Genomic DNA, 12444 nt, shown 5'->3' on the forward strand with positions numbered 1-12444 from the left:
TCATTGTCCGCGAGCCTCTTTTCGTGGACTTACCACAAGCATTTCCACACTTCATTGTCCGCGAAATCTCTTGTCGCGGACTTACCACAAGCATTTCCACTCTTCATTGTCCGCGAGGCCTCTTGTCGCGGACTTATCACAAGCATTTCCACACTTCATTGTCCACGAGACCTCTTGTCGTGGACTTATCACAAGCATTTTCGCTCTTCATTGTCCGCGAGCCTCTTTTCGTGGACTTACCACAAGCATTTTCGCTCTTCATTATCCGCAAGACCTCTTGTCGCGGACTTATTACAAGCATTCTCGCTCTTCATTGTCCGCAAGACCTCTTGTCGCGGACTTATCACAAGCATTTCCACACTTCATTGTCCACGAGACCTGTTGTCGCGGACTTATCACAAGTATTCCCACTCTTCATTGTCCGCGAAACCTCTTGTCGCGGACTTATCACACCCATTTCCACTCATCATAGTCCACGAGGTTCCTTAAGCCTTGATACCACAACAAAAAACGCCTCCTCCGAATAAGAGAAGACGTTCATTATACTCATTGACGATTTGCCTACCAATTAACGTTTCCCTTTAATATAAGGGACACCGCTTGCTTTTGGCGCATGGGCTTTTCCAATGAATCCGGCTAAGGCTAGGATTGTTAAGACGTAAGGCAAGATTAACAAGAAGATATCTGGAACGTCTTGTACATATGGAATGGACCCACCGACAACACTTAGTGCTTGAGCGAAACCGAAGAATAGGGCCGCGCCTAGTGCACCTAGTGGATGCCACTTACCGAAGATCATGGCTGCAATCGCCATGAAGCCTTGTCCACTGATTGTGGAGGCACCGAAGTTTCCTGAAATGGCTTGTGCGTAAATCGCACCACCGATACCACCTAGTGCCCCGGAGATCATTACCGCAACATAACGCATTCTTGTCACATTCACACCCATTGTATCAGCAGCCATTGGATGTTCCCCAACTGATCTTAAACGTAATCCAAATGGCGTTTTGTAAATGACATACCAAGCAATAAAGGCAACCGCGATTGCTAAGATAGAAGTTGCATAGACGTCCACGAAGAACATTTTCCCTATGATCGGGATATCACTTAAAACTGGAATATCAAAACGAGAGAAACGTTCAGTAACAGAGTCTGTTTGCCCTTTATCATAAATCATTTTGACCGTAAATACTGCTACGGCAAGACCTAATAAGTTTAGGGCAACACCTGAAACTGTTTGGTCGGCACGTAAGGAAACGGCTGCAACAGCTAAAATTAGCGATAAAATGATACCAAATATCATTGCAACGATAAGTCCAACCCAAGGAGTCGCGTTACCTAACTGATCTGCAAATGTTAAGTTGAAAATAATACTGCTTGCTGCACCGGCAATCATGATTCCTTCAAGACCAATGTTGACAACTCCTGATCTCTCAGTGAATACACCACCGATTGCTGTTAGGATTAATGGCGCTGCATAGAAGATGGCAGAAGGAATAATAAAATATAGCACTTCTAAAAAGCTCATGTTATTTTTCCTCCTTTCTCTTTTTACCAAAACGTTCTAGCGCCACACGAATAATGTAGCCTGAAGCTACAAAGAAGATAATAAGCGCAATTACGATCGAAACAATTTCTGTTGGAACGCCTGCTTCACTTGGCATGTTTAATCCACCATTTTTCAATGCGCCAAATAGAATGGCTCCCAAAAGTACTCCAAATGGTTGATTTGCTCCTAGTAAGGCAACGGCAATTCCGTCAAATCCTATACCTGTAGCGGCATGTAATTTCGACATATTTTCAAACGTTCCAAGTGCTTCCATCGCACCACCGAGTCCGGCGAAAGCCCCAGATATAACCATGGCTAAAATAATGTTTTTATTTACATTCATCCCTGCATATTCGGATGCGTTTTTATTGAATCCAACTGCTTTCAACTCATAACCAAGCGTAGTTCTTTGCAAAATGAACCACATTACGAATACTGCCAATAGGGCAACTATGATTCCCCAGTGCAGACGTGAGTAATCTGTCACACTTTCTAGGAAATCAGAACGTAAAGACGCTGATTCGTGAATTTTTTCTGTACGTTCCTCGCCGCCAGAAATCACACCAATCAATGCGTTTGCCACATGTAATGCTGTATAGTTCATCATGATTGTTACGATAACTTCATGGACTTGTAACTTGGCTTTTAATAAACCAGGAATGAAGGCCCATAATGCACCTGCTGCCGCTGCAGCAATCAATGCTACAGGTACATGAAGTACTGCCGGCATTTCGAAAGCTTGTCCAACCCAAGCAGCTGCCAGCCATCCCATAATCAGCTGACCTTCAACCCCAATGTTGAATAGACCAGTACGGAATGCAAATGCTACAGCCAAACCTGAGAATATATATGGTGTGATTTGGCGAACCGTCTCACCCATAGTATAAGTATCCATAAAGATACCGTTCCATAGTGCCACATATCCATCAATCGGGTTAAATCCACTAACTGCCATTACAATCGCACCAATGATTAAACCTAAAAGAATCGAGATAAGTGGAACGAGTATATTCACTAATCGTTTACTCATTGAGTGCCACCTACCTTTTTATTATCTTGCAGCGATTGTCCTGCCATAAGTAATCCTAATTCTTGTTCATTTGTTTCATGAGGGTTTACCGTATCTATAATATATCCGTCATAAATAACGGCAATTTGGTCTGACACATTCATTACTTCATCTAATTCAAAGGAAATTAGTAAAACGGCTTTTCCTTTATCACGTTGTTCGATTAAGCGTCTATGAATAAATTCAATTGCTCCAACATCAAGTCCACGAGTTGGTAATGCCGCAATTAGCAAGTCTGGATTACGTTCCACTTCACGTCCAATAATGGCTTTTTGTTGGTTACCACCTGAAAGCGAACGGGCCATCGACATTTCCCCTTCACCTGAACGTACATCGTATTGCTCAATGATGTTGCGGGCAAATTCACTTACTTTACTATAATCAATTACACCGTTTTTGGAAATCGGCTTTTTATAGTACGTTTGTAGTGCGATATTATGACCAATCGGGAAATCCAGAACCAGTCCATGCTTATGACGATCTTGAGGAATATGACCTACGCCAGATTCCGTAATTTTTCTCGGTTTTAAGCCATTGATGTTCTTGCCATTTAATTTAATGTCACCGCTTTTTACTTTACGAAGACCTGTAATTGCCTCGATCAGTTCGGATTGACCATTTCCATCAATCCCTGCAATACCTACAATCTCACCAGCACGAACTGTCAGGTTAAGGTTTTTTACTTTATCAATTCCACGGTTATCTGCTACTGTCAGCGAATCGATCTGAAGAACTACTTCTTTTGGATTAGGAGCAATTTTTTCAGTTTTGAACACAACTTGACGACCTACCATTAGCTCGGCAAGTTCTGTTGGATTCGTTTCTGCAGTGGTTACCGTACCAATACCTTGACCTTTGCGAATAACTGTTACTTGGTCAGATACTTCCATAATTTCGTTTAGCTTATGGGTAATTAGAATGATCGATTTGCCTTCTTTGATCAGGCGTTTCATAATTTGCATAAGCTCTGTAATCTCTTGCGGTGTTAACGAAGCTGTTGGTTCATCGAAAATAATGATGTCTGCACCACGATAGAGTGTTTTCAAAATCTCTACACGCTGTTGCATCCCAACAGAGATATCCTCAATTTTTGCGTATGGATCAACATTTAAGCCATACTGTTCAGATAGTGCTTGTATCTTCTTAGCAGCATCTTTAGTGTTGATAGACCCCATCTTCGTAGGTTCACTGCCAAGAATGATGTTTTCCGTCACCGTAAAATTTTCAACTAGCATAAAGTGTTGATGCACCATACCGATGCCAAGCTTATTGGCTACATTCGGGTCAGTAATTTTTACATCTTTTCCATGAACGCGGATTTTTCCGGCTTCAGGTTGATATAAACCAAAGAGGACATTCATCAACGTAGATTTTCCTGCACCATTCTCACCAAGAAGTGCATGAATCTCGCCTTTTTTAAGTTGAAGGGTGATGTTATCATTGGCTACAAAATCCCCAAACTGCTTACGGATTCCAAGCATTTCAATTACATATTCCAATGTGTTCACTCCCTTGGATAACTTTTTATTATTGGAAAACATAAATTTCGCCATAATGGTCAAATTTTATGTTTTTTTCATCCTGATGTCCCTTTTTAAGATTGATACCAGTATGAAAAGAGATTACTAGTGTTGTATTTAAATTAACACAAGAAAGGTTTTAATTTAAGATAGTAATTTATGTTAACTTCGAATAAATTCAAACCTTTCGTCTATCAATTCAGTCATAGCAAGGTTTCTTACAAAAAGCGCTTTCACAAGTTTCTTTATTCTGAAAATTAACAACAAAATGAATGCCTGTCTAATTCAAAAAAATCGCTTGATTTCGAGATTTTATTTCAACATCCGTTAAAAATTATGTACATTATTCTAAGTTTACAGAAGATTGACACAAATATCTGTTTACAAAACATGAAGACTAGCATAGCTAGCCTTCATGATCAAATTAGATGATTATTCTTCTGGTTGTTCTGGAACTGTGATTTCACCATCGATGATTTTTTGTTTGTACTCTTCAACAGTTGCTAAAGTTTCTTCAGTGATTGCACCACGAGAATCAGCAAGGTCAACTCCACCGTCAGATAAACCGTAAGTGATTACCTCACCGCCAGGGAACTCACCGTCTCTAGCTAATTTAGCAACTTCTTGAGCTGCAACGTCAACACGTTTTAATACAGAAGTTAACATGATGTTTGTTGAATCATCAACTTTACCTTCATCATATTGGTCACGGTCAACACCGATTGCCCATACGTTCGCGTTTGGATCTTTTTGTTTACGTTCTTTTGCTTCTGTGAATAAACCGTTACCTACACCACCAGCTGCGTGGAAGATAATATCTACACCAGAATCATACATTCTTTTCGCAATTTGTTGACCTTTAGCAGCGTCAGTAAAGCTTTCTGCATATTCAACGTCAACTACGATATCAGGGTTAACTGCTGCTACACCAGCTTCGAAACCAGCTTGGAATCCACCAATAATTTCACCAGTCATACCACCGATGAAACCGATTTTACCAGACTTGCTTTCTAGAGCCGCTGCTACACCAGCAAGGTAAGATGCTTCGTTTGCACGGAACATAATTGAAGCTACGTTATCTTTTTCAGCTACTACTTCATCAATAATAGCGATTTTCGCATCTTGTTGTTGATCAGCAACTTCTGCCACTGCATTGTGCAATGCAAAACCTACTGCAAATACTAAGTCGAAATCACGACGAATTAAGCTATTTAAGTTTGTAACATAATCAGATTCTGCAGCAGATGTTAGGTAGTCAAAACCACCGTCGCCTTTTTCAAGACCGTTTTCTTCACCAAATGCCTGGATACCTTCCCAAGTAGATTGGTTGAATGATCTGTCATCAACCCCACCTGTATCCGTTACCATAGCTACCGAGAAGTCTGAAGTTTCTTCAGTAGTACCAGAATCTGTAGATTTTGTTTCTTCTTTGTCTTCGCCTCCGCCACATGCAGCAAGGATAGAACCAGCCGCAAAGATTGAAGCAAGAGCTAAACCAAATTTACGTTTTTTCATTTGTGTTACCCCCCAAAGATTTGTAATTAGCAGGAAATTATTTCCAGGAATGTTCTACACCCGTTTTCGAATTACATGGAAGCTGAATTTATCAGCTCTGAAGTAGTTCTTAGAATAAAGAACAACTCGATCATTATCATCATAATGAAGTTGCTTTAATACGAGTAATGCTGTTTCCGGGCCGCAATTCAAGATTGGCGATACTTGTTCATGATAACCTATAGGATCTATGTAAGTGACTGCATAGGATACATGAATATCACCTGCTTGTTCCAGCGCCGAGAAAATGGATACTTCCCTATTTTGAACGTAATTGGCTGGAAGATGTTTGGCTGGTACTTTATCTAGACAATAAACTACCGGCTCCCCATTTGCAGTTCGTACACGTTCAATTGTTAATACTCGGTCATCCTTGTCACATTGAAAGCGTTCTATATCATCATCAGTTGGATCACTTTCAGTTGCATCAATAAAGATGGTTCCCGGTGTCATTCCAGCATTTTCAATCATGGAGGAGATACTTGATAGGTGTTCAATTCCTGAGGTAAACACAGGTTTTGGATTAACAAATGTCCCTACACCATGACGCCGAACAATGATATTTTCCTCTTCCAATAGCCGAAGCGCCTCACGCAGAGTTGCTCGACTTATTCCAAGTTTTTTCGATAATTCGAATTCTGAAGGTAATTTTTCATTTTCACGATAGATTCCATTCTCAATATCCGCCTTTAATCGATCAATAACTTGAAGATATAAATGACGATGATCTGTTTTAATCGACAATTACATCACCACCAAACAACGAAAGATCAGACATCTGATGTTGAACATTCCTACTAATCGATTCATAATATACCATTTTTCTTGAATAATGAAAATAGTAAAAATAAAAAACTGTTGTGTAATAGATGACAAAAGCAAGAAAATTCATAACATAACCATGAATTTTACAACATTATCCATTATTCGGCGTTCGCTTTATCCATTAACACCTGTCTTGGACGACTTCCATCCGGTGGACCTACCACCCCTCTGACTTCCATCTGATCTACTATTCGAGCAGCTCTCGAATAGCCAATTCTAAAGCGTCTTTGCAGCATGGAAACAGATGCAGTTTGCATTTCGACCACAAGCTGGACAGCGTCATCATACAGGTCGTCCGTTTCTTCTTCAAAGGATTTTTCCGGTTCATCTGTCGGAATCATCGCTTCGTCATACTGGGCTTTTTGTTGTTCTATAACAAAGTCCACCACTTCTTCTACCTCTTCATCAGAAAGGAAGGACCCTTGAACTCGAATAGGTTTAGATGAACCAGCTGGCAAGAATAACATATCACCTCTCCCAAGTAACCTTTCTGCACCACCCATATCTAATATTGTGCGCGAATCGATCGAAGATGATACAGCAAAAGCGATACGTGATGGGATGTTGGCTTTAATGACACCTGTAATAACATCTACTGATGGACGTTGTGTTGCAATGATTAAGTGAATTCCTGCAGCACGGGCCATTTGGGCCAAACGTGTGATAGAATCCTCTACATCGTGAGAGGCGACCATCATAAGATCTGCAAGCTCATCGATAATCACGACAATATATGGAAGTTTTGGTTGTTTTTCATCATTTTGCAGGTTGTGTTTGTCAATATGATCGTTATACCCTTTAATATTTCTTGTACCTGTATGGGAGAATAAATCATATCTGCGTTCCATTTCAGAAACAACTTTTTGTAGTGCCTGAGATGCTTTTCGTGCATCCGTTACAACGGGTGCCAGCAAATGAGGAATTCCATTATAGACGTTTAGTTCAACCATTTTCGGGTCGATTAACATCATTTTCACTTCATGTGGTGCAGCTCGCATTAGAATTGAAATGATAATTCCGTTAATACATACCGACTTACCACTACCAGTTGAACCTGCCACAAGCAAGTGAGGCATTTTATTTAGCTCTGCCAAGATGGCTTGTCCAGTAATATCACGACCGAAGCCAATCAACAATTTAGAATCCGGGTTATTATTTTCTTTTGCTTCCAGGACCTCGCGCAATGTCACCATTGCAATTTCACTATTTGGCACTTCAATCCCGATGGCTGATTTTCCTGGAATCGGTGCCTCCATTCGAATATCCTTGGCCGCAAGAGCTAATGCCAAATCGTCTTGCAAGCTTACAATCTTGCTAACTTTTACGCCGACATCCGGCATAACCTCATATTTTGTTACGGCAGGACCAAGATGTACTTGGGTTACTTTAGCTTTTACCCCAAAACTTAAGAAGGTTTGCTCCAACTTTTTCGCATTCGCTTGAATTACTGAATATTCCCCACTTTGATCATAAGCAGGTGGCAATAGTAACAAATTCATGGCAGGTAATCGATAATCCACATTTTCGACATTTGTTTCCACTGCTTTTTGAATCACTTCGTCGATATTCGTTTTATCTTCAGTGGCTGGCTCTTCTTCTTTAATTGTAATTTGAGCTGGTGCTGGCTGTTTATGTTGAATATGTTGTGTAAAGGCAGAGATGATCGGTTCTTCATCAAAATCATCCTCTTCATCAACTAGCTCTTCAATAATCGGCTCGGGTTGTCGTTTCCTTCTTTGTTTTTTCGTACGTTCCGATTCTGCAGAAGTTGCGGCAATTTCATCTGAAACCCGCTCATCCTTTGATCGAGAGCGTTTTGGTTTTTTCTCATCTTTAACAACAGATTTTGCTCTTCGTTTCTTTCTCGGAAATTTCTTTTTCCATTTCGGTGCACTTTCAACCAATATTGGCACTAGGGCTTTACCCGTAATTAGAATCATGCCGGTAAAGAAAAGAAACCATCCGGCAATTTTTGCACCCGTCGAATCAAATAGGATATGGAACATACTAAAAAGTAATGCCCCGATCATACCGCCACCTATCGCATTACTACGATTCTGGATTCCTTCCATATCGATTAATAACCGCCAAGTTTCGCGGATGACAGAGTTCGATAATAATTTATCGCTATTATAGAGTTCCTCAAATAGAACACTGTGGCTAAAAATAGCTAAACTGCAGACAATTAATATCGACCCTTGGACAATACGGTCCGTGAACCGAACCCCTTCTCGATTAATCATCATTAATACGGCAATCAGTACCGAAAAAAATGGTACAACAATATGAAGATTGCCAAATAAAAACATCGAAACGGTTTGAATCGTTCTTCCGACTACACCATATTCAAAGAAGATGATTATGGCAATGCCAATTAATAATAAACCGATAATTTCATAAGCTAATGGATGTAGTCCCTTTTTGGCTTTTGTCTTTTTTTCCGCCACCTGAATTCACCTCTTCTTTTTAACGCTAGTTGAAGACAAAAAGGATTTCCTTGACCAGAAACGGTTAAGAAAATCCTTTTTGTTGCGACAGTTCCTCACAATTAGGGAAGAACTTATTTTATTGTCTACAACGCACCTAATCTTTCACTTAGTATTCCATAATTATTGGGATAATCATTGGGCGGCGCTTTGTCTTTTGGAATAAATAAGCATTTAGTGTATCACGGATTTCTTGTTTAATGTTTGTCCATTCAAATGTATCTTTGCTGACATACTTTTCAATAACAGTTCGTGCAAGTTCTGTAGCTTCAAGGATTAACTCCTCTGACTCACGCACATAAACAAATCCGCGCGATAAAATTTCTGGGCCCGATGCAATTCTTTTTTGTGCACGATTCAATGTAACGACAACGATGAAAATACCATCTTGAGATAATAATTTACGATCTCTTAAGACGATGTTCCCTACGTCACCTACACCAATCCCGTCAATTAAGACATTGCCTGCTTGAACACGGCCGCTCATTCTCATTTTACCATTTTTGTATTCAACGATATCCCCTTTGTCGGCGATAAAGATTTGAGATTTTTTCATCCCTACTTGCTGCGCAAGTTTTGAATGGGCAATTAACATTCTGTACTCGCCTTGAATCGGGATAAAGTACTTCGGTTTCATTAGATTCAGCATCATTTTCAAATCTTCTTGGCAACCATGGCCGGAAACATGTATTTTTTTATCAGCTGCTAGGACATTCGCTCCTGCCTTGGCAAGATTGTTCATCGCATTTCCCATTTGCACTTCCATTCCTGGAGATGGCGTAAATGTAATTAATACTGTATCCGTGTCTTTTATGCGTATATCACGATGTTGCTTGCGAACAATTTTATCGATTGCTTCTAGTGGTTCACCCTGATTACTTGTTACCAGGATAATAAGTTCCTCATCGGGATATTTTTGAATTGTATTGACAGGAATTAGCGTTGTTTCATCTACTGTTAAATAGCCTAGATTCAAACCGATATCGATTACTTTTTCTAAGCTCTTTCCAACAACAGCCACTTTACGGCCTGATTCCTGTGCATGGTTGAATACTTGCTGAATGCGAATAAAATTCGATGCATACACAGCCACAAGTATACGGGCTGGTGCAGCATGGAAATATTTCGCTAACGTTTCTTCAATTACGACTTCACTCGTTGTATGGCCGGGACGTTCTGCTTCTGTCGATTCTGAAAGCAACATAAATACGCCCTCTTCACCCAACTGCGCCATTTTCGCAATATCCGGTTTAAATTTGCCTTTTGCCGACTGGTCAAATTTAAATTCTCCCGTATGCACGATCGCCCCTTCCGAAGTATGGAAAACAATTCCCAATGAATCCGGAATGCTGTGCGTCGTATGGAAGAATGTTACATACGTTGTATTAAAGTTCATACGACTTTTATTTGTTACTTCAAAAAACTTCACAGGTTGTGAAACTTGCAGATCTTTTAGGTGTTCCTTTGCTAAAGCAACCGTCAGTTTTGAACCATAGACCGGCGCTTTAATCTTTTGCAGCACATAGGCAATAGAACCAATGGCATCTTCATGTCCATGTGTAAGGAAAATCCCTTTAACACGTTCTTTATTTTCTTCTAGGTATGTAATATCAGGGATGACGATATCAATTCCAAGCATTTCATCTTCTGGGAACATTAATCCACTGTCTACAATGAAAAGTTCGTCATCGATTTCAATTACATACATCGATTTTCCGATTTCTCCAACTCCGCCAAGAGGGATTACTCGGATTACTTCGTTTTTAGTCTTTGTCACTTGATTTCCTCCTATAATATCCCGAACGCAACCACTTATACCCCATTATACGGTGTCCACGGATGAAGCACAAATAAAAAAGCGAAATTTTTACAAAGTATGGGGGTTCGGGGTGGATTTGGAGTTTTTGGGGTTGGGGTGAGAGTTTATTGGTGTTTGGTTGAGGTTGGGTGGGAGGTTAGGTTGAATGCTTTGGAGGTATGGGAGCTCTTGTGTGGAGGAGCTTGGTTGGGTTACTTGTTTGTGACACCCCAGCTCTCTTACCACATCGATTTGTCCTTTTACTACTTGTTTTGTGACATTACCTAGCTCTTGTCGCTGCGATTTGTCTTATTACGGCACATATTGTGACACTCCAGCGACCCTACATCTACGGTTTGTCTTATTACTCCTTATATTGTGTCACTCCCCAGCTCTTGCCGTTACGGTTTGTCTTATTAAACCTTATATTGTGACACTCTAGGGCTCTCGCCTCTTCGATTTGTCTTATTACTGCCTATAGTGTGACATTTCTTAGCATGCATTCTCCATCTTGTACGAATGAAACATGTTTGGGGCAAATTGCCATACAACATATACTTTTTTCTTAGTCGTATTGCTTAAAACAATTAATAGCCAAAAATTTATTTTCCAAACTCTTGGTACAATTAAATTTTTTTCTTATAAAATATACTTAAGAACAAATGAAAGGAGCTTTAATATGATAATCAAGAGTAGATCCGAACCCAATGAATTAGTAATCCTAAAGGCACTCAGAAATCGGATGAATTTATCTAAAACCGACCAGCAAAACTACACTAGCTTAAAAAAGGGTTTCGAAGGTGAACTTTTATTTGATTTACTACTGGAAAAGCTTGAATGTGATTGTTTCGTATTAAATGACTTGTTACTCAAAACAAACAACCAAACGTTCCAAATTGATTCTTTAATTATTTTTAGCAATGTTGTTTATCTTTTGGAGATTAAAAATTACAGTGGAAATTACCGTTACAAATCAGAGAAGTTATTTCAAAAGGAGCAAACAGAAATTACCAACCCCTTAATTCAGTTGTATAGAACTGAATCATTACTTCGTCAATTGTTTCTTAAATTAAACTTTAACTTTTCCATTCAATCCTCAGTAATTTTTATAAACCCCGAGTTTACATTATACCAAGCTCCACTCGATATACCTTTTATCTTTCCATCTCAATTAAATAGCTTTATAAAAAGTGTTAATTCCCACCAATCCAAGCTGAATGAGCAGCATAAAAAGTTAGCCGAGCACTTATCATCATTACATATAGAACATAATCCGTACCAGCATTGCCCACCTTATAATTATCAACAACTACGTAAAGGAATGCCTTGTCCTGCCTGTTTTTCCTTTTCCATTACTATCACAGGTAAGAAATGCACATGTACATCTTGCGGGAATACAGAACTTGTTGAATCAGCAGTAGTACGAAATGTAAAGGAATTTAAACTCCTGTTTCCTGATGAAAAAGTGACGACAAGTAAAATGTATGAGTGGTGCAAAATAATAGAGTCGCGAAGAAGAATTCTAAGGATACTAAAAAAGAATTTTAAATCAATTGATACATTTCGTAGAATTCACTTTGAGTAGACCACTCCCTCCAAAATCCCTAACACATAAAAAAACAAACACCAAAAGTGTTTGCTTT

The 12444-nt window shown here is 39.5% G+C and carries 8 protein-coding genes; 1 reads left to right on the forward strand and 7 read right to left on the reverse strand.

Features of this window, described 5'->3' with window-relative positions:
* Positions 1 to 568: 568 nt before the first annotated feature.
* The 7 genes from ACFQU5_RS05145 to ACFQU5_RS05175 form a co-directional block, all read right to left on the reverse strand.
* The gene (locus tag ACFQU5_RS05145) at positions 569 to 1528 is read right to left on the reverse strand and encodes an ABC transporter permease (RefSeq protein WP_390285422.1); all 960 of its coding nucleotides are present in this window, start codon (positions 1526 to 1528) and stop codon (positions 569 to 571) included.
* Position 1529: 1 nt separating this feature from the next.
* Positions 1530 to 2579 (reverse strand): ABC transporter permease, encoded by a 1050-nt coding sequence (locus ACFQU5_RS05150; protein ID WP_390285424.1) that lies wholly within the window; start codon positions 2577 to 2579, stop codon positions 1530 to 1532.
* Positions 2576 to 4117 carry an ABC transporter ATP-binding protein gene (locus ACFQU5_RS05155; protein ID WP_390285426.1) on the reverse strand — a complete coding sequence of 514 codons (1542 nt, stop codon included), beginning with the start codon at positions 4115 to 4117 and terminating at the stop codon, positions 2576 to 2578. The genes ACFQU5_RS05150 and ACFQU5_RS05155 overlap by 4 nt, the downstream gene beginning before the upstream one ends.
* Positions 4118 to 4570: 453 nt before the next feature.
* On the reverse strand, positions 4571 to 5653 hold the full coding sequence (locus ACFQU5_RS05160) for a BMP family lipoprotein (RefSeq protein ID WP_390285427.1): 1083 nt from the start codon (positions 5651 to 5653) through the stop codon (positions 4571 to 4573).
* 54 nt (positions 5654 to 5707) lie between these two features.
* The gene (locus tag ACFQU5_RS05165; RefSeq protein WP_390285429.1) at positions 5708 to 6436 is read right to left on the reverse strand and encodes a GntR family transcriptional regulator; all 729 of its coding nucleotides are present in this window, start codon (positions 6434 to 6436) and stop codon (positions 5708 to 5710) included.
* 179 nt (positions 6437 to 6615) lie between these two features.
* On the reverse strand, positions 6616 to 8964 hold the full coding sequence (locus ACFQU5_RS05170) for an FtsK/SpoIIIE family DNA translocase (RefSeq protein WP_390285431.1): 2349 nt from the start codon (positions 8962 to 8964) through the stop codon (positions 6616 to 6618).
* A 148-nt stretch (positions 8965 to 9112) separates the two neighbouring features.
* Positions 9113 to 10780, reverse strand: a complete 1668-nt coding sequence (locus ACFQU5_RS05175) for a ribonuclease J (protein ID WP_390285433.1) — start codon at positions 10778 to 10780, stop codon at positions 9113 to 9115.
* A 700-nt stretch (positions 10781 to 11480) separates the two neighbouring features.
* Here ACFQU5_RS05175 and ACFQU5_RS05180 point away from each other — a divergent pair.
* Positions 11481 to 12386 (forward strand): nuclease-related domain-containing protein, encoded by a 906-nt coding sequence (locus ACFQU5_RS05180; RefSeq protein WP_390285435.1) that lies wholly within the window; start codon positions 11481 to 11483, stop codon positions 12384 to 12386.
* Positions 12387 to 12444: the final 58 nt, after the last annotated feature.

The organism is Ureibacillus sp. GCM10028918 (assembly GCF_042666115.1).
GTDB lineage: Bacteria > Bacillota > Bacilli > Bacillales_A > Planococcaceae > Ureibacillus.